An 18,500-nucleotide genomic window follows, 5' to 3' on the forward strand; every position below is an offset into this window, starting at 1 on the left:
TTGTTCGGCCGAACAATCTGAAATCTAATATCTGATGTATTAGTTGTTGTTTTCATTGATATCTTACTAGCTCTCGCTTTAAGTTGTCAATGAATATTTCAAAAATTCTTATCGGTACAAAGAAAAACCGCATCCCCGGTCTTTCTCCACCGAGCATACGGTATTTTTGCCTTTATAAAAATCTCCTATGCACCTTCTTGCCATCGTATGTGAACATGACCTGTCGATCCTCTACGATCGACTCCAGGTGAACATTTTTTCCCCACAGTGTATAGACATACGGCAGCGTTTTCTCCACATATTTGACATCCAGCTCAAGACCTTCAAAATGGTGCTTCAAAAACAGCTCGCCCGACCGCAAATAATCCCCATCATGCACGAGGACGTAGGGGAAGCCGCCATTGACGCGGGTACCAGCCAGACCGTCGCGCACCTGTTCCCACTGTTTTTCAGCTACGACCCATTCATTGCCCTGCTTGCCGAACATGTACAGATCCAGATCGCTCACCAGGTCTTTGGTCAGGAAATTACGGATAAAGCTGATATCAGATTCCAGCTCCCGCACTTCAAAAATTTTGGCCCGCCCTTCGCCTGGTTTGCGCCCAAAACGCTCCTGCTCTTCCTTGGTCGGTTTGTCCCACCGTCTTTCAATGTCTTCAAAAATTTTCAATCCTAAATGATAGGGATTAATGCTGGTCGTCGAAGGCTGAATGACCGAGGAATGCAGCTTGGCAAAATCAATGGTTTCCGCCTCTGTCAGCTCCATCTCACGCAAAATGCGCATATGCCAGTAGGTCGCCCAGCCTTCGTTCATGATCTTGGTTTCCAATTGAGGCCAGAAGTAGAGCATTTCATCACGGATAATGGTCAACACGTCACGCTGCCAATCCTCTAGCACGGTGCTGTATTCCATAATGAACAAAAGCACGTCTTTTTCCGGAGTAGGCGGGAATTTGCGCACCGGTTTTACGGGATCGACCTCTTGTTTTTCAGTACGGTCCAATCCCCACAAATCATCGTAGGGCGAGATCCGCTCTCCTTTTGACTTTTTGGCAGGCTCTTCTCCTTCTTTTTTCCACCTCAGCTTTGGTCTCAAGAGACTCGGGTCGATATGTTCCTGAACGGCCAAGCTCGCGTCCAACAGATTCTCTACTGCTTCCTTGCCGTATTCAATCTCATACTGACGAATCCGCTCCCCACTGGCTGCCATGCTTTCTACCATGTCGCGATTGGTGTTGGAGAAACGCATATTGTTTTTGAAAAAATCGCAGTGAGCGAGGACGTGGGCCACAATTAGCTTGTTCTGAATCAACGAGTTGCCATCGAGCAAAAACGCGTAGCACGGATTGGAGTTAATCACCAGCTCATAGATTTTGCTCAGATTGAGATCGTACTGCAGCTTCATTCTATAAAAGCTTTTTCCAAAGCTCCAATGTGAGAACCTCGTCGGCATTCCGTAAGCGCCAAACGTATAGATGATGTCCGCTGGGCAAATCTCGTATCGCATCGGATAAAAATCCAGATTGAACCCCTTGGCTATTTCCGTAATTTCATCAATAGATCGCTCCAGTTCTTTCCGCTCGTCATTGGTCAAGATCGTTCCCCCCATTTCCCAAAGCCTACTATATGTATATGGAGAAAGCGTGTAAAAGAAGCCAGCATTCCAATGAAAAAAACCTTGGTCGCACACTTGAAATGCAAAAAGCGACTCGATTCAAGAAAAAAGACATCCCCAGCCAGGAGACGCCCTTTCGTCGATCTTTGGAAAAATAACCACATTACCGCTGGAACCAGTCGCGTACACCAGAATAAATAAGAGCACCCGAGAAGACCAGCATAGCAATCAGGCCAATTCCGTCGACCAGCGGATTTAATCCATTAAGAAAAGTGCCATCTAGCGGAGCCTTCAACAAAGCATAGCCACCGAGCAGGCCACCAGTAAGAGAAACCCATTTGTTCATGTCCGTTTCACCTCCCGAACCAGCGGTGTAACAGCTCTACCGCTTGGATACTTCACTTTATGACGGGAGTTGACAAGCGGTCTGTACGCGAGTCCAAGCGGTGTTCATCAAATTGCAATTGGGCATTGCCTGTCCTCATACGGTAAAATAGATATCGGACACATGTGTAGGTTATGAAAAAAAGGGAGTGACTCTCATGAAGCTGTTTTTGATGCTTGGCAGTATCAGTGGATTTCTGTCTGTTGCGCTTGGAGCATTCGGTGCCCACGCACTGAAAGAAAAACTGGACGACTATTCGCTTGGCATTTTCCATACGGGTGTTACCTATCAGACAACACACGCCCTGGCTCTCGTGCTGGTTGCCTTGCTGCTCAAATGGTACCCGGACTCCTCCGGTCTGGTCTGGGCTGGATGGTGCTTTGTCGCAGGCACACTGGTGTTCTCAGGCAGCCTGTACACACTGGCTATGACTGGGATTAAAGTTCTCGGAGCGATAACGCCCATCGGTGGTGTATTGTTTCTCGTTGGCTGGGCTTTACTTGCCATTCATGCCTGGAAATCTGTATCATAGAACCTAAAATGACGTCATAAGCTAGCGCCCGATCCCTACATGGAGTAGTCGATTTGGGCGCTTTTCTTTCATGGAAGTAAACAAAGCGTCATTCCTTCTCCTGTCGAATATGTGGAAAACGCCATGTTGTATGATTATGGAGGGACATGCTACGCAAACGGAAAACGGACATGAGCAAAAAATGGTTCTTCGCTCTGTAGATGAACTGGAAGCGGCTGTTGCGGAGGAGTTTGGCCTGCCTCGTCTCCCTATACGCGAAGCTGTTGCCATCCTTTCCACAATGAGCATTGACTTATTTCGGCTTGAGTCCTGATGGTGTATCCGCACCCTACTTAAACGATTGCCATATGCTGTAGGGTTAACACACCATACGCTAAGGAGAGGAACCGATGACAAAGTCCTCCTTCACACAGCAGCCCTCCTACTTTTACGGCATGCCAGACGTATACATGCAGATGGGATACTATCCGTTCCCCACCCAGCCAGCGACCGAACAAATGAGCAGGAGTGTCCACGTTCCTTATGCCATGTCGATGGCGTCTGGGTGCAAATACTACCTTGGCCAATCTGAAAAAATCGTGGCTGGAGGCAAAGAACAGGGCTTTGGAGCCTTGGTCAATCCCCTGCGCTCTACCGCTGTCTTATACGTAAACCGCTGGTTGGTAACGAATAGCTCCGCTCAGCCACTCGAAGCACATATATGGTTTGGAAAAGCCAGCACGATCGTCGGCTCCAAAACCTCACGGCACGTGACGCCCGGCTATGTCCAGCTTCCCCCTTGTCCGGCTGTGCAAGGGCAAATTCTTTTTGGCTCTTGTCATTCGGATATCACGCGCGACGGCACCGTGGCTTCTACTCGGATCATCCCTCCCATGACGACCGTGGAACAGGAGCCAAGTGGACAGTGGATACTCGGACCAGGCATGGCGATGATGATCCACGTCCCGCCAACGTCAGAGGAAACACCCTTCTTTTTTTCGGTGGACTGGTGGGAACAATCTGTATTTGGATAAATAGAAAACCGCTCAAAAGGCGGTTTTTTCTCTTTTACAGAAAAGCGAAAGGATTTACGATACGAATGAAGTACTTATGTAGTAACAGGTTTACGATGAATATGCGATATCCATTGCTTTCATACTACTAATGGTAATGAAAACCAGAATAGGGTGAGATGTTGAATAGAAAAGTAGCTTTAATCACTGGTGGAGCCACTGGGATTGGGCATCGAATCGTAAAGGAAATGGCGAGGCATTCATTTGACCTCATCATTAACTACAGATCGAATGAAAAAGCAGCAAAGGAAGTAGCTGCCTATGTGGAAGAGCAACATCAAGTCAAAACCTTATGCGTCAAAGGCGACGTAGCCAAGATAGAGGATGTGAACGAAATCGTCCATCGCTCTCTCGAGGAGTTTGCCACGATCGACGTGTTGATTAATAATGCCGGGCCGTTTGTGTTTGAATATAAAAATCTCGTAGATTATGAGCTAGACGAATGGAACTATATGATAGACGGCAATCTTAGTTCTGTCTTTTATCTGACCAAAAAAATTGTTCCGCTGATGCGACAAAATAACTGGGGAAGAATCATTAATTTCGGCTATCATCTCGCGGAAACGGCACCTGGCTGGTCACAACGGGCAGCTTATGCAGCAGCCAAAACGGGCTTGGTTTCTTTAACCAAAAGCCTCGCGATCGAAGAAGCCCCCCATGGAATTACCGTCAACATGGTTAATTTGGGCGATATTGTCCGTCCATGGAAAGAAGCTGACATACAGGATGTTGCAGGAATAGACAGTAATGATACGCCCATTGGTCGCCTAGGGACGGGTGAAGACATTGCTCGGGTAGTCGAATTTCTCACGCAAGAGAATTCCGATTTCATCACAGGTGCGGTTATCCCTGTAACAGGTGGGAAGACAAGCTTTATTTAGGTGCAGTGTCGCTCCTAAGGGAAAAATACACACGATGATAACACAAAAAGCGGAACGCCCTCGTAGGCACTCCGCTTTATTTTTAGTCATCCGCGTTAAAATCACAAAAAAATCTTCTTAACCATGTTGAAAGCCCAACTTTCCTATGCTAAAATGGAAATTGGTCTTTTGGTGTTTGTTTTAAAAGACAACATTTTACTCCCAATATAATAGTATCACATCTATTGTTCGTTGTCAAACCTTTAGACCAAAAAAGGGGAATGAAAAAGGAGCGGTTTCATGAACGCGGCTGACCAAGACAGGCAACAAGAGCAACAGCGGGTTGAGCAAGTGATCACAGAGATCAACAAGCGACTTGACAGCCTAAAGGAGCAAGTCAGCGAGGTAAGTGCTGATATCATCGGCATCCGCAAGCATTTCTGGGATGATGTTACTGTCAACTTTGAGGATGCCACCGAAGCGGTAGAAACGTATGCCAGCATCAAACAGCAAGCGGAGGTATTGTCGGAGCGTGAGCGTATCCATTTGCATGCGCAGAATCAGTTGCGAACCCTAAACAGATTGTTGCTGTCTCCCTATTTTGGCAGGATTGATTTTCGGGAGGAAAGCGAACAGGAAGCTTGGCCCATTTACTTAGGAATAGCCTCCTTGCTGGATGAAAACGATGAAGAGTTTCTCGTTTACGATTGGCGCGCACCGATTTCCAGCCTGTATTACGATTACTCGCCAGGGCCTGTTCAGTATGAGACACCTAGCGGAACCGTCACAGGGGAAATGACGAGCAAACGGCAGTACGTCATTCGCGATGGTCGCCTGCTCCATCTGTTCGATACAGGAGTAACGATCGGCGACGAGCTCCTACAGGAAGTGCTCGGTAAACAGGCTGATTCCCAAATGAAGAGTATCGTGGCTACGATCCAACGCGATCAGAACCGCATCATCCGCAATGAGCGCAGCCGACTCGTCATTGTTTCAGGTGCCGCTGGCAGCGGAAAAACCTCCGCCGCCCTCCAACGCATCGCCTATTTGCTGTACCGATACCGGCAGACGCTGCGTGCCGAGCAGATTGTTTTGTTCTCTCCCAATTCATTGTTCAACAGCTATGTTTCCACCGTTTTGCCCGAACTGGGTGAAGAAAATATGCAGCAGACCACCTTTCAGGAGTACACAGAGCATCGGCTGGGGCACCAGTTTCAATTGGAAAATCCGCTTGCACAAATGGAGTATGTGCTGACCGCGATGCAGCAACCCGGTTACACAGAGCGTCTGGAGGGTATCCAATTTAAGTCCTCTGCCCTATTTATGCAGGCGATCGATCAATACGTCGCTACGTTAAAGCAGACTGGCATTCTTTTTTCGCCTATTTCCTTTCAAGGCAGAGTCCTGATCAGCGCAGAGCATATTCGAGACACCTTTTACTCGTTTGACACCTCACTGCCTATCCCTAACCGAATGAGCCTCGTCGCAAAAGCATTACTTGGCGAACTCAAAAAACTGGAACAGCGTGAGCGAACCAAGCCTTGGGTTGAAGACGAGATGGAGCTTCTCGATAAAGATGCGTACGCCTCCGTTTACCAGGAGCTGCGAAGGAAAAAGCAGTTTCGGGAAGATACTTTTGATGATTTTGATCGCGAACACGAAATGCTAGCTGCCAGGATCGTGAAAAAGCATTTTAAGCCGCTTCGTTCCGCTATACATGAGCTGCAATTCATTGACACACCTGCTATTTACCAACAGCTTTTTTCCCGGCCTGGGCTCCTGCACGATTTATTACCAGAACAAATGGAGCTTCCCGAGCAATGGGCAGCCATTTGCGCACAAACGCTGGAGCGGCTGGCAAAAGCCCAGCTAGCTTATGAGGATATACCTCCTTATTTGTATTTGCAGGAGCGTCTGGAAGGCTTTCAAACGAACAATCTCGTCCGTCACGTGTTTATCGACGAAGCGCAGGACTATTCACCGTTTCAATTTGCACTCATCCAGCGGCTTTTTCCCCGTGCCAAAATGACGGTGCTGGGAGACTGGAACCAGGCGATTTATGCCCATGCCTACCATCAAGACAGCTTTGACGCAGTGAGCTCGCTGTACGATCCTCTGGAGACAGAAACTTTTGTTCTGACCAAAAGCTACCGTTCTACGCGGCCTATCGTGCAGTTTACCCGTCAGTTGGTGGAGGGCGGCCAGCTGATTGAGCCGTTCAATCGGGACGGACGTGATCCTAGCGTGACCCTTGCCGAGAATACGGAAGCTCTCACTGATTTGATCACAGCACGAATCGACGAACTGACCGAGGGCGGCCATCAAACAATCGCGATCATCACGAAAACAGCCGCCGAAGCACAAGCTGCCCATGATGCTTTGCGCCACGCGATGCCGATTCGTCTCATTGGGACAAATACCACATCCTACGATACGGGTATTTTACTTATTCCTGCCTATTTGGCGAAAGGCGTAGAGTTCGACGCCGTCATCATTTACAACGCCTCTCGCGACTGTTACGGGCGGGAAAATGAGCGAAAGCTGTTTTACACAGCGTGTACCCGCGCGATGCACGAATTACATCTGTATTATATCGGGGAAAAAAGTCCGTTTCTTTCCTCCATACATGCGTAATCACTCGATAACAAAAAGAGACCTGGCTGACGATTCGCTCGCGTTCAGCCAGGTCTCTTTTCTCTTCCTTTTAATCCGACACATACGGTGACAGCAAGCAAAATCAGATCAAACTCGTAGCCGCTTTTGCCAGGTCCACCGATAAAGCCGTGCTTCCATTTTACCGTCACGATCGCTCCTGCCATAATGACCGCCAGCCCCCAAGCCGCATAGCTTGCCCCCACCCCCAGTATAAGGGCAAGCCCCCCAATTAGCTCAACCACTAGCACAGGATAGGCGAGCCAGCCCGGCAGTCCGAGATCGACAAACATGGCAGTGACCACATCCATTCCTTTTTGCAGCTTGGCGAGTCCATGCATCAGGAAAATGACACCGGTCACGATTCGCAGTGCCGCAAACGCTTTGTCTTGCGCCATCCTTGTCCCCCTCCTCACCACTACTTTATGCCGACAAATGGACAATCAGTAGAGGCTCGCCCACGAAAAATCGGATACGTTAGCTTGGTTTTCGTGTGATCAGCTCAAAGGTAACATTTTTGCAACGAGGGCAGCCTCGCTTTTTCAGTTCTTCGATTGTCGCTAGTTTCGCCTTGGCGCCCACCTGAACAGACTCATTGCAACGTTTGCATCGATACGTGCGCAGCGTTTGCTTTTCTTCTCCCGTATACAGGGCATCTTGAAAAGTGTGCGGAATGCCTGGCATCGTCATCTCTGTTGTCGATAGCACAATCATCTGTCCGCGATTCCCGATCATCTGTGCCGCTTCGTATTCATTGAAATGACTGATCACTTCGCGCACTGTTAATCCCGCCCGTACAAACTCCCGCTGCATCGCCAGCGTAAAATCAGGGGACTTGTGTGCAAAGGAGAGAAAAATGGACAAGCCCTTTTGCTTTTGCAAGGCACTGATGCCACGCGACAAAAAGAGCGTCATTCCCTGCAGCGTATACGGCGGATCGGTGAAAAAGCAGTCGTACTTTCCGTGCAATCTTTTGGGAAGCGGCTGCCGCAAATCTGCCCGGTGACACGTTATCGGCAGATCGTTTTCTGCTGCAACCCGCTCGATGTAGCTTAAAAACCGCTCGTCTATATCAATGACATCGATCCTCGCTGTTTGCCCTCCGCCAGTCGGATACAACCGCTTGAGCAGCAAGCCGAGCGATACGCTCACCAGATCGTCGTCCCCTACACACAATACATTTTTCCCCAGCAGCGCCTGATCGCGCAAGCACAATATCGCCCGGCGCAAGCTCGTCTCTACCGTGCATTTGGACTGGTCGATCAGAACATCGACCTGTGGTCTTGCTGAAAAAATTTCTTCCATGACTTCAAGCAGATCCGCCAGCTCTTTTTTCCACACCTCGCCCTCATGCAGCAGCAATTGCAGCAATTCCAGGTCAAGTCCGCCGTAGCCAAGCACCCTCTCCACGTATTCATTGCCACCCTCGGTGCACTCGACACCGCTTCCTTGCCGCAGGGCACCAGCCTTGATCAGTTCCTTTTTGATCGCTGTCGCAACAGGTATCGGCAGCAGCACTGAACGTGCCAGCTCTTTTGTCGGAATGCCGGGGTTCAGGTAGCACTGGATGAGAAACTGCTCGATTACTCGTTTTCCTTCCTGCAGACGAACTTGTTTATATGTTTCTTCGATATAATTTTTCATGGTTATGGTAGGCCCTCTTTCAAAAGGAATGTTGCTACCAGAAAGCAAAAAAGCAGAAAATGAACATCACGTTCACCTTCTGCCCCGTTAGAAAACCTGGCTACGCCATGCCTTTTGGCGGAGCCGCGGTTGCCCTTATACTGGATAGGAATTTTATAAATTCCTATCTGTACAAAAAAACCGTGCCAAAGAGCACGGTTCTGGTAGACAATAAGATAGGTGGATGACCGTTGTTCTTAACTAATCAGGCCTTTCCTTTTTTCTCCGCAACAAATAGACCACAAACAGCGTGGTTTTTGCAAAAAAATGGAACAAGCCATATGCAATTCGTTAGTTAAGAACGACCGCCGACAAAAAGACATCCCCTTTGAAAAAGTTAATTCTCATTATAGTAAGAATCCGGAAATAAATCAAGCTGGAACCATTTATTAACTGGCTGTCTCACACAATGTGATGCTTTGCTGCTGACGCTTTTCATGCAGCCTTTGCCCCCACCAGTAGAAGACGAGACTCACGATTGCTAGTGCTGCCATGCCCAAAAACATCACAGGCCCACCATACGCCGAGAGCACTATGCCGCCCGCCCACGGTCCGAGGAAGCTGCCGAGCGTGCTGACGCTTTGTGCTCCGTAATACGTCCCTCGCATGTTCGCTGGACTTATTTTATCGATTTGTGCGTACTCCGCCGGGACAATCAGGATCTCTCCCAACGTAAACACGATCATCGCCGCTATCAACCAGCTCCACGAAGCGGAAAAAGCAAAGCCCACTTCCCCAACCGCCATCAATACAGCGCCTCCTGCAATCCGGGAAAAAAGGGAATAACGCTCAACCAAGCGTGTCAATGGAATCTGCAACACTAATACCGTCATCCCATTCACACTCATCATGACACCGAACAAGGCTACCCCATCTGCTATATTTTCTCGCAAATATTGAGACAACGTAACAGACATCTGTCCATGTACCGTAACTAAGAGGATACCTCCTAAGACAAAAGAGAGTAAGGCGACATCTCTTTTGAGCACCTGCCACATGCTGCCCAGGCTTGGCTTTTCAGTATCGCCCTGCTTCGCTGTCGTATCAGTGATCGCATATCTTTTGCATGCTAACGCAAGTATTGCAGCAAAGCACACATAAGATATTGCCGTTAGCAAAAAGGCGATTCCACTACCCGCAATTCCTAAAAACGCACCGAGCATCGGCCCGATCGCCACGCCGAGATTGATGGCCAAATAACGATTGGAGAACACGCGAAATCGTTTATCCTCTGGGGTTAAATCCCCCATCATTGCTTTGGACACGGTTCCGTAAAAAGAAGCAGCCAATCCAAGCAGTAGACTGATCATAAGCAAAGCAAGAGGGTGGCTAAAGACTACAAAGCTGGCAAAGGCCACAGCCATCATAAGCATGGATAGAAGCATCAGCTTGCGCCTGCCAAACAAGTCAGATAACACGCCGCCAAGAAAGCCCCCAACTGTACCAGCGAGCGGTCCAGCTCCCACAATCACCCCGATATAAGCGGGAGAGAGCGTAGTGGTTTCACTCAAGTAAATCGCCAAAAACGGCATGCTCATGCATTGCGTCAGCATGACAAAAACCGTTCCGCCCATCAACAGGTGGACAATGGGATGATACGCCTCCCATACCTGCTTCAGCTTGTTCATTCTTTTCGTCCCTCACTTTCCAAATAAGACCTGAGCAAGGCTGGAAGCCGATCCACAAACGAGTCGCGCAGACTATAATAAGCAACAGTCGTACTGCCTGTGTAGTGAGCACGGATCAACCCAGCCCGGCGCAAGGCCGTGACGTGGTGGTGGACGGTGCTTTTGGCAAGTGATACATGCTGCTGCAATTCCCCCAATGTACATGCACTACCCGCCAGACGCCCCAAAATTTGCAGCCTTTTTTCATCAGCCAGGCATTGCGTGATCGGAAGCAGTTCCAGCAGTGGTTCAGGCTGCCTTTTCCCTGCATCTCTGACGGGGTATAGGCAAGTCGTCATTCCACGGTAAAAATCAAGCACCGAAGTAGGTGCACAGTGATATTGCGGAATGAGTATGACTTCTTGCAGATCGTTCATAGGTTCAATCCAGATGCCGTTTGTCACCTGATCAATCAATTCGACCGGAGATGTTTTTTTCGCCAGCTCCTTCATTTCGCATGCACTTCGTTCCAGACTCTCCAATATACCCGGCTCCACTTTGGAAAAATAATGCTCGTTCCACCGTGTCAGTAAGGAAAGACTATGGTCTCGTATTTCCCCCAGATTGAGTGGAATCGTCTCCACCCAAGGCGCCAGTCGCTCGTAGATTTCTCCTGGAGGAATCTCTTCCAGCCAGTCGAGAAAATCAGCCACAGAAGCTTTGCGGGGAGATTGCGCAACCAAGAGCACGAGTCGATGCAGCACTTCCCAACGCTCATCCGCGAGTTCAGCAGCAAAAGAATCGGGCAGCAGCTTCGTCGTTTCTTCTTTCCATGTAGTTCCCAAGTGTAAATTTTTACGCTCTTTTTCATGGATGTACACGTACAAGCTAATGATGCACTCGTAAGCAGCAGACCATTCGATTTTTATTGAATACATATTATTCATTCGATCACCATCGAACATTTATTTTTTCCTAGTTTATCATGTGGGGGTTTTTTTGCATAGTCTTTTGTCGGGGCGGGAGTGGAGGAGAGGAAAATGGAAAAACGCTCCAGATTCTTGGGCCACTTGCAAGGAGGCATCACTGGCCGGCTACATTCCAAAAGCGAAACCGCGTCCAAAGTAGCCGGTTCATGGCGCTTCTCAGAGGTGGACGCGAAAAGCGTGTTTCGCTTTTTCCATTCCGCCTTGGTAGGTGTCCCAAAGATCTTGCGCTTATTTCTCCATTTTCCTCTCACCGGCTTTGGGTTTTAATCGTGAAAGATTAAATACCCCCGTCGACCAGCGACGAGGGCTTGCAAATATTAGTTATTTCCATCGTTTATTCTTCACTCAAAAAATGCAGGATGCTTTGGGTTACAACAGCGACGCCGTAGGGGAGCGCCTCCAGGTTCACGTGGAATTTGGGGTGGTGCCAAGGATAGTTCTCCTGCTCAGGGGTTCCGGTTCCCCATTCGATGAATACCGCTGGCGCTTCTTTCGCCAAGTAGGAGAAGTCATCGCCGCTCATCAGGCAGTTTTCCATTTCAAAGATGCTCTCTTTGCCCAGGCATTCTTCTACCGATCTTCTGATCAAGTCTGTCATCGCTTTGTCGTTCCAGGTAGGCGGGTATCCTTTGACATACTCATACGTATAGGAGCCGCCCCAATATTCGGTTACCCCTCGCAATGCTTTCCCGATCTTTTCCGCCAGTAAATCTCTCGTTTCTTCCCGAATGGCACGAGCCGTCCCTTCCAGCACCACTCGATCTGCGAGCACGTTTGGCCTTGTTCCCCCTGTAATTTTTCCGATGGTTACAACGGCAGGGTCTGTTGGCGAGACTTGGCGTGATACGATGTTTTGGACATTGGCAAGAAACTGACCTGCCATCGCAATCGCGTCGATTCCCTCATGTGGGGCAGCAGCGTGTCCTCCTTTTCCTGAGAGGGTAATAAAAATTCGGTCCGACGCAGCCAAAATGCATCCGTCGATGAGACCGAACCTGCCTGCAGGCAAGTGCGGATTGGTGTGGATTCCGATCACAGCATCTACTTTAGGATTCTCTAAAATCCCTTCCTCGATCATACGAATCGCACCACCTGGCGGTTTTTCCTCCGCAGGCTGAAACATGATTTTGACGGTACCACATAAAGCATCCGCTTTTTGCTGCAACAGCTTGGCTACTCCCAAGCCAACGGCCACGTGGGCATCATGACCGCACGCATGCATCAAGCCGTCTTTTTGGGACGCATACGGCAGTCCTGTATCTTCCGTGATTTCCAGTGCATCCATATCGGCTCGCAGCAAAATGGTTTTTCCTGGTTTCGCACCCTTAATTTCAGCGCACACTCCCGTTTTGGCCATCACCTTGTACGAAATTTGATTGTCTTCCAATTCGCGAATAATAAATTTTTGCGTTTCCCATTCATGATTGCTTGGCTCAGGATGTCGATGCAGATGTTTGTACACCTCTGTCAAATAGTTTGCTAGCTGGCTGCGGATGTCTTCTACTAGAATCGTTCCCACGCCAGTCACCTCCTCATGTTATCAAGCAACGCACAGGTTGGTCCCGTACGGCTTGATCGTTGTATGCTTAGTTGCCTTTTTGGCTATGGCAGCTATAGATTAATAGGTTTCAAACATTTGTTGAATGGCGCTTGCGTCATTCGTTCGGGTCAATGCCAGCATCAATAAAATACGGGCTTTTTGAGGTGTGAGATTATCCGCAGAGACAAAATGGCTCTGGGTATCTGCAGGCTTTGCCGTAACCAATCCATTTCCGATTCGCGATGAGCTCACGACTACCACTCCCGCTTTCACGGCATCTACAAGCCCCATCCTTGTGAGAGGAAAAATCCCGCCATTGCCCGTCCCCGCATGGATAATCCCTTTTGCGCCAGCCTTGACAGCCGCATCCACCAAATCACGACTGTCATCGCTATGACCAAACAAGATGTCCACTCGAGGCAGACTGCCAAGCCCCGTCACATCGAATTGGGTGGCCGTCGTGTGAGCACGCAAGCTTTTGTAATAAAAAACCGGCTGCTCATCCACCATGTATCCCAAGAGGCCTGCCTCTGCGGACCGAAACGCATCTGCGGTCATCGTCTGATTTTTACTCGTATCACGTGCCGAACCGATCCGTCCATTCAGGCACAGCAAAACACCGTGTCCACGTGCCTTATCGCTTGCAGCGAGAGCAACTGCCTGATACAGATTAAGCGGGCCATCAGCGCTGATTGCGGTAGAAGGGCGCATCGCCCCGACAATCACCACAGGCTTTTCACTCTTTACGGTCAAATGGAGAAAGTACGCTGTCTCCTCCAACGTATCCGTTCCGTGCGTAATCACAATCCCGTCACACGAGTCACTCGCCAATCGCTCGTTGACCTCTGCCGCCAGTTGAAGCAGCACGTCGTTGGTCAAAGCGAAGCTGGGGATATTGGCAGCCTGATACCCGCTGATTTCTGCGAGGCTGCGAATCTGTGGAACCGCCTCAATCAGAGCATCCACACTGACAACACCTGGGTCGTATTGAGTAGTTTGGGCAGCATGCATTGCCTTGCCAGCAATCGTCCCACCCACCGCTACGATCGTAATTCGCGGCAGACGACGCTCACTGCTCTGCTTACTTCCGAGTCGATGATTCATGCCTTTCCTCCTCTTACGCGCTGCAGCCATTCTTTGGCCAGCGCCATGGACAAGCTTTCACAGTTGGTTCTATGGCAAAGGATGACTGGCCTGGCCAAGCACCGCCATCACGGTATAGCAGATGCTTTTCGAATTGTTCCAAGCATCTTGGTACCCGACGACACGATCCTGCCGTCCTGCGATAGTTGTCATTGGCCAATCAAACGAATCTCCCTGCTGGAGCTTTGCCAAATCTCGTTGGGATCGTCAGTAGTTGTTCTCCCTTTGGTGATTTCGAGCAGCCAAAGGGAGAACCGTTCTTTTGGCAAAACGATGGATTAGACGAACAAGGAGACGACCTCTCCTTTATTCACATCAACTAACCCTAAATCGGTAATCTTCAAGTCCGGGCTAACCGGCAGGGAATGCGTGCTAAACGACATAATTGGATTGTAGTGCTTGTAGCCCAGATTCTTCATTGCTTGACGGAGCTCCTTCATCTGACGAGCGATCTCTTCTAGCGGTTCTTCCGACAGGATGCCGCCTACAGGCAGTTTGACAAAAGAGAGTACTTTGCCGTCCTCGACTGCGCAGAAGCCACCTTGATTTTCAATAATCGTATTCGCAGCAAGCAAAGCATCCTGCTTATTTTTTCCGACCACCAGCAAGTTGTGGTTATCGTGAGAATACGTAGATGCAATCGCACCTCGTTTGATCGTGTCTCCGCCGATGAGTCCGAGTGCCTTGTTGCCGTTGATCCCATAGCGCTCAAAAACCCCGATGACACAGTACTTGCTCGCTTCCCACGCAAGCTGACCTTCCCGTACATCGACCTGATCGATCAGTTCCTTCGTAAAAGTGGTTCCGTCAGCCACCATCATCACACGACAAGAAACCTCTCTGGTCTGGGTAGGTGCTTCGATGACGAAATCATTTTCTTCTACATTTCCGCGTTTGATGCTTTGGTAAAAATCTTGCGGAAACGAATGTGTACTAGCAGGTTGCTCATAACTTTCGGTATGGTCGTACACTTTTTGCCCGTCTTTATAGACCGCTTGAATGTCAAAAGACTCCAAATCACCTAGCAAAATAAAATCTGCGATCTTGTTCGGTGCAATCACGCCACGATCGTACATCCGCATTCTTTTCGCAGGAGTCATCGTGCCCGCATAGATCGCATCCTCTGGCTTCATGCCAGCAGAAATCGCTTTTTTGATCAAATGATTCAAGTGTCCTTTTTCTACGAACGTATCTGGCATCACATCATCTGTCACAAAGCAAAAGTGTTCACTGCGGTCATTCTGGATCAAATACTGAATGATCTCAGGCGTCATCGACTTTTCCTGCAGCTCGATAAACATCCCCATTCGCATGCGCTCTTCCATGCCGGCAATCGTCTGTTGTGTATGGTCGGAGTCAATTCCAGCAAAGATAAAGCTGCTGAGTTCCGTGCCCATCAGTTTCGGACAATGCCCCTCGATGGGCAGGTGCGGGTATCGCTCTCGCACATGACGAACGATTCGATTTGTTTTGCTATCTGGTTCCGTAATGACCTTCATGTAATCCATGACTTCTCCCAGACAAATGACTCGCTCTTCTTTTACCAACTCGTCAATCTCTGCGATGTCAATCGCGCCACCCGTTGTTTCGAAGGCAGTGGCAGGCACTGAGCTGGGGATTCCGTAATAAATATCCGCGACACACGCATCGCCCATCCGAATCATCTCCTGAATGCCTCGAACACCGAAGACGTTTGCCATTTCATGCGGATCCGCAACAATCGTAGTCACACCGTTTTGAATCAGTCCATACGAAAAAGTGGGCGGTGTCACCATCGTACTTTCAATATGCAAATGAATATCGATCAAGCCCGGAATCATGAATCTTTCTTTTCCATCCATCACCTCCTTTGCCTGAAAGCTTTCTGTTCCCTTTTCACCGCTATACAAAAACTTTCCGTCCAAAATCGCCACGTTGCCGCTCTCGAACCGCTTTTGTACATGGTTATATACACGAACATCTTTGATGAGCAAATCGACTTGCATGGTTATCCTCCTATCTTTTAGGCCACCTGTTCTTTTTCAGTCCCTTGGCTAACTTCTCTGCGGGTCATCATACTGACGATAATGAGGACCAGCGTATTTAGCACCAGCGCGATAAATCCAGGGTTGATGTCTGTAAAGAGCGAAGGCCACTCTGGAAACATTTCTGCGAGCTTGACGCCCGTGATTGTAAAGTACGAGAGGAAAATAGCTCCCGTGATGATGCCGGAAAAGGCACCTTGCTTGGTTGCAAATGGCTTGTTCGACAAGCTGAAGATAAACGCCGGGAACAACTGCGTTAAGATAGAAGACGCGAAAATGCTCAAATCTACCAAAAAGTTACCGCCCTGAAATACAAAGTACAATGACATGAGAGCAAATAACGGAACGATCATTTTTGCAATGCGTGTAATCCGCTCCTCAGGTGCGTCAGGCACAATCGCTTGGTACACGTTTTTCGCAAGCAGCGTCGAAGCGTTCAACAAAATCATCGAGCCCGGCACCAGTGCGGTCAACAGTCCGGTACCGCCGACAATTCCAACAAACCACGGATTAAAGGTTTCTTTTACCAACCGCAGCAAGGCGAGGTCAGCATCTGTCCCTTTTAGATCTGGGACTTGCAGGATCGCTGCGAATCCGACAAAAAAGATGAGCACAATCAAAATCTGATACAGCGGCATGATGATGGCATTTTTACGCAAAGACTTGGCGCTTTTGGCGGAGTAGGTAGCCTGAAAGGAATGCGGATACATCCAGTAGCCTAATCCCACGAGCAAAATCGTCGATACGTACCAGGAAATGCTCTGGCCTTTTTCCGGCAGCATGAGCTTGTCAGGATGGGCTGCCTCAATCGCTTGGAACATCGAATCAAAGCCACCGTAAAAATGAATCGGCAAGTAAATTCCTAAAAAGAGAGCGATTGCCAAAATAATGACGTCTTTAAAAGCAGCGATGCTAGCTGAGCCGCGAATGCCGGAAACCGTCACATAAATAATCATGGCTACGACGCCAATCCAGATTGCCAAGGTCGGAGAAATCAAACCGTACGACGTCTCCGATACGATAATGCCAAGCCCCTTCAATTGAACCATCAACAACGAGTTCAGACCCAATACCGCTACAATGGATACGACAATCCCCATAGCGCGGCTGTTGTATTTACTGGCAAAGAAGTCTGAGAACGAAAGCAGGTTATGCTTTTTGGCGTACTTCCAAACGGCTGGCAGCATCCAATACGACATGACAAAAGCCAAACAGCCATATCCCAAAATATAAAAAGCGGGCGCTCCTTTGCCGTAGGTGTAGCCGCTGGCACCGAGGAAAGTAAAGGTCGTATAGTTCTCACCTGCCATGAGCAGAAAGACAAACAGCGTACTGAAACCGCGACCGCCTACCGTCCACTGCTCCAGGCTCATGTTTTTTCCTTTACTCGCGCGGATTCCCACAAACAGGGCAAACAGTAAGAAGAGAGTAATAATGATCAAAGCGCTATTCATTCTTGTTCCTCCTCGTTAGCGGGGTCGAATTTGTAAATAATCAACATGAGAACGGATGCAATTACCAACCAGATGACATGCCAGAACATCAAAAATGGCATTCCTAACACAATGGCGTCTACCTTGCTGGCAAAAATACTGCCACCTACAATCCCGATGAACGGGATCGCTCCGAGAAGATAAATCGGCTTCACAAGTACTCCTCCTTTTTGAATAGGAAAAAATTATATAAAAAAAGCAAAAAGCCCTTGATAGAAAAGTAAATTTCTAACAAGAGCTCTTTGCTTTGTAAACAAAAGTAAATTGCTGCTCGTATGTTTTATTGGTCTCAGCTCTCAAGAATCTATCAAAAGAACTGCGACACGATTATTTGTTATTCAGCCAGGATGACTTCTGTAAAGGCCCACTGGGAGACGTAATCGTAATCCCGCAGGACTACCTCGACCTTCAAGCCCAATTCCTGTTCTAGTTTTTCAGTGAAACGCTTTTTGAAAATCTGCGACATTTGCACGTCCACTTCTCGTTTTAGTGCAGGTACCTCACCCTCCAAGGCAAGGGAGTGTGGTGCCCGTCGGTGTTTCGAACGAAAAGTGAGATATCTCTCATCAATGTCTACTTTCAACAAGATCGTGCCTGCTCCAAATAGTTGCTTGCATATCTCGTTGTAATGCTGGGTCAGCTTTTTCTTGTTCTCTGAAGAATCTAGTAGATACATGCCATCACCTGTAGAGGTTAGGGTAAAATTGCGAGCGCTTTCTTTTCCTGTCCCCCATTATACTGAACTTATTTCCTTTTCGCAATAATTATTCAACTTGTGATTCCTTTTTCTATGATCGGGCTGTTGTGGAGGAGAGGAAAATGGAGAAAACGCTCCAGCTTCTTGGAACACGTCAAGGGGGGCATCCCTGTCCGGCTCCAGGGGAAAAAGCGAAACCGCGTCCAAAGTAGCCGTTTCATGGCAGCT

General features: G+C 48.7%; 18 protein-coding genes. 6 read left to right on the forward strand and 12 right to left on the reverse strand.

Going from position 1 to position 18,500, the window contains the following annotated elements; all coding sequences use genetic code 11:
* Positions 1 to 172 precede the first annotated feature (172 nt).
* On the reverse strand, positions 173 to 1,594 hold the full coding sequence (locus ACIFQN_RS21965) for a SpoVR family protein (RefSeq protein WP_429835176.1): 1,422 nt from the start codon (positions 1,592 to 1,594) through the stop codon (positions 173 to 175).
* A 184-nt stretch (positions 1,595 to 1,778) separates the two neighbouring features.
* Positions 1,779 to 1,961: a hypothetical protein gene (locus tag ACIFQN_RS21970; protein ID WP_429835177.1), complete on the reverse strand. Its 183-nt coding sequence runs from the start codon at positions 1,959 to 1,961 to the stop codon at positions 1,779 to 1,781.
* A 196-nt stretch (positions 1,962 to 2,157) separates the two neighbouring features.
* Here ACIFQN_RS21970 and ACIFQN_RS21975 point away from each other — a divergent pair, with 196 nt between their 5' ends.
* The 5 genes from ACIFQN_RS21975 to helD all read left to right on the forward strand — a co-directional run bounded on the left by ACIFQN_RS21975 (position 2,158) and on the right by helD (position 7,078).
* Positions 2,158 to 2,532 (forward strand): DUF423 domain-containing protein, encoded by a 375-nt coding sequence (locus tag ACIFQN_RS21975; RefSeq protein ID WP_429835178.1) that lies wholly within the window; start codon positions 2,158 to 2,160, stop codon positions 2,530 to 2,532.
* A 70-nt stretch (positions 2,533 to 2,602) separates the two neighbouring features.
* Entirely contained in the window at positions 2,603 to 2,845 is a 243-nt protein-coding gene (locus tag ACIFQN_RS21980) for a hypothetical protein (protein ID WP_429835179.1), read from the forward strand.
* Positions 2,846 to 2,921: 76 nt separating this feature from the next.
* The gene (locus ACIFQN_RS21985; RefSeq protein WP_429835180.1) at positions 2,922 to 3,545 is read left to right on the forward strand and encodes a DUF6143 family protein; all 624 of its coding nucleotides are present in this window, start codon (positions 2,922 to 2,924) and stop codon (positions 3,543 to 3,545) included.
* Positions 3,546 to 3,703: 158 nt separating this feature from the next.
* Positions 3,704 to 4,465, forward strand: a complete 762-nt coding sequence (locus ACIFQN_RS21990; RefSeq protein WP_429835181.1) for an SDR family oxidoreductase — start codon at positions 3,704 to 3,706, stop codon at positions 4,463 to 4,465.
* Positions 4,466 to 4,744: 279 nt separating this feature from the next.
* Positions 4,745 to 7,078 (forward strand): RNA polymerase recycling motor HelD, encoded by a 2,334-nt coding sequence (gene helD, locus ACIFQN_RS21995; protein ID WP_429835182.1) that lies wholly within the window; start codon positions 4,745 to 4,747, stop codon positions 7,076 to 7,078.
* A gap of 44 nt (positions 7,079 to 7,122) precedes the next feature.
* Here helD and ACIFQN_RS22000 read toward each other — a convergent pair whose 3' ends face one another.
* The 4 genes from ACIFQN_RS22000 to ACIFQN_RS22015 all read right to left on the reverse strand — a co-directional run bounded on the left by ACIFQN_RS22000 (position 7,123) and on the right by ACIFQN_RS22015 (position 11,351).
* Positions 7,123 to 7,494: a DoxX family protein gene (locus ACIFQN_RS22000; RefSeq protein WP_429835183.1), complete on the reverse strand. Its 372-nt coding sequence runs from the start codon at positions 7,492 to 7,494 to the stop codon at positions 7,123 to 7,125.
* A gap of 79 nt (positions 7,495 to 7,573) precedes the next feature.
* Entirely contained in the window at positions 7,574 to 8,740 is a 1,167-nt protein-coding gene (locus ACIFQN_RS22005; protein ID WP_429835184.1) for a bis-aminopropyl spermidine synthase family protein, read from the reverse strand.
* Between the two features lie 428 nt (positions 8,741 to 9,168).
* On the reverse strand, positions 9,169 to 10,407 hold the full coding sequence (locus tag ACIFQN_RS22010; RefSeq protein WP_429835185.1) for an MDR family MFS transporter: 1,239 nt from the start codon (positions 10,405 to 10,407) through the stop codon (positions 9,169 to 9,171).
* The gene (locus tag ACIFQN_RS22015) at positions 10,404 to 11,351 is read right to left on the reverse strand and encodes an ArsR/SmtB family transcription factor (protein ID WP_429835186.1); all 948 of its coding nucleotides are present in this window, start codon (positions 11,349 to 11,351) and stop codon (positions 10,404 to 10,406) included. The genes ACIFQN_RS22010 and ACIFQN_RS22015 overlap by 4 nt, the downstream gene beginning before the upstream one ends.
* Before the next feature lie 75 nt (positions 11,352 to 11,426).
* On the opposite strand from ACIFQN_RS22015, the gene ACIFQN_RS22020 reads away from it, so the two are divergent.
* Entirely contained in the window at positions 11,427 to 11,642 is a 216-nt protein-coding gene (locus ACIFQN_RS22020) for a hypothetical protein (RefSeq protein WP_429835187.1), read from the forward strand.
* Positions 11,643 to 11,709: 67 nt separating this feature from the next.
* Here ACIFQN_RS22020 and ACIFQN_RS22025 read toward each other — a convergent pair whose 3' ends face one another.
* From ACIFQN_RS22025 to ACIFQN_RS22050, 6 genes are all read right to left on the reverse strand, one after another.
* Complete coding sequence (locus ACIFQN_RS22025) at positions 11,710 to 12,894, reverse strand: M20 metallopeptidase family protein (protein WP_429835188.1); 1,185 nt, start codon at positions 12,892 to 12,894, stop codon at positions 11,710 to 11,712.
* 99 nt (positions 12,895 to 12,993) lie between these two features.
* Positions 12,994 to 14,019 (reverse strand): type II asparaginase, encoded by a 1,026-nt coding sequence (locus ACIFQN_RS22030; RefSeq protein WP_429835189.1) that lies wholly within the window; start codon positions 14,017 to 14,019, stop codon positions 12,994 to 12,996.
* A 317-nt stretch (positions 14,020 to 14,336) separates the two neighbouring features.
* Positions 14,337 to 16,043, reverse strand: a complete 1,707-nt coding sequence (locus tag ACIFQN_RS22035) for an adenine deaminase (RefSeq protein WP_429835190.1) — start codon at positions 16,041 to 16,043, stop codon at positions 14,337 to 14,339.
* 17 nt (positions 16,044 to 16,060) lie between these two features.
* Entirely contained in the window at positions 16,061 to 17,536 is a 1,476-nt protein-coding gene (locus ACIFQN_RS22040; RefSeq protein WP_429835191.1) for a sodium:solute symporter family protein, read from the reverse strand.
* Positions 17,533 to 17,730, reverse strand: a complete 198-nt coding sequence (locus ACIFQN_RS22045) for a DUF3311 domain-containing protein (protein ID WP_429835192.1) — start codon at positions 17,728 to 17,730, stop codon at positions 17,533 to 17,535. Before ACIFQN_RS22045 ends, ACIFQN_RS22040 begins: the two co-directional genes overlap by 4 nt.
* Positions 17,731 to 17,909: 179 nt before the next feature.
* On the reverse strand, positions 17,910 to 18,251 hold the full coding sequence (locus tag ACIFQN_RS22050) for a DUF2294 domain-containing protein (protein ID WP_429835193.1): 342 nt from the start codon (positions 18,249 to 18,251) through the stop codon (positions 17,910 to 17,912).
* Positions 18,252 to 18,500: the final 249 nt, after the last annotated feature.

It is taken from the genome of Brevibacillus sp. NRS-1366 (assembly GCF_050467985.1).